The sequence below is a fragment of the Pseudoalteromonas sp. Angola-4 genome (assembly GCF_028599265.1).
In the GTDB taxonomy this organism is placed as follows: domain Bacteria; phylum Pseudomonadota; class Gammaproteobacteria; order Enterobacterales; family Alteromonadaceae; genus Pseudoalteromonas; species Pseudoalteromonas atlantica.
Window position 1 is genome coordinate 1 of record NZ_JAQREK010000056.1, and the last position, 547, is coordinate 547.

1 protein-coding gene is annotated in these 547 nt (G+C 36.9%); it reads right to left on the reverse strand.

The window, feature by feature from the left end; all coding sequences use genetic code 11:
* The coding region (locus tag PSH48_RS20750) for an IS110 family transposase (protein ID WP_273612298.1) at positions 1–356 on the reverse strand (356 nt) is incomplete at its 3' end.
* Positions 357–547: the final 191 nt, after the last annotated feature.

The following is a 547-nucleotide window of genomic DNA, read 5'->3' on the forward strand; positions in this document are numbered from 1 at the left end:
GCGTGCTTTGCACAGCCGTAGTGGGCAAGCATCGTTGCATCAGATTTGTCTGTTTTATGAATTATGTTTAACGCGTCAGCATACTTTTTCGCTTTGCCTGTATTCGCTAAAATAATATTAAAGCCTTGCTCATGTAAAAAATACATCAGTGCTTCATGATAAACACCCGTTGGTTCGAGGGTGATAACAAGCTCACTAGCAACGCTTTTAGTTGTATTTAAAAGCCATTTTTCTATTTTCTCAAAGTCTTGATGCTTGTTTTTAAAGACTTTTGTTTTAATCTTGTTTGTAAGCTGGTCTCTCAACCACGATAAATCAATTTTCTCTTTACTAATATCAATGCCGATAAACATCATCTCTACTTACTCCCCTTGTACATACAGCATCTACTTAAATAAAAGTGTGCTTGGATACCATTCAGTTTGTGAGAATAGAAAGTCAGGGCTTTATCTACGGAGCAGTATTAAATACTAGGCGCAAAGGCAAGCTCACTGACTTCGATGTGATAAATGATAGCTAATCATTTATCAACGAGAGATACAAGGCG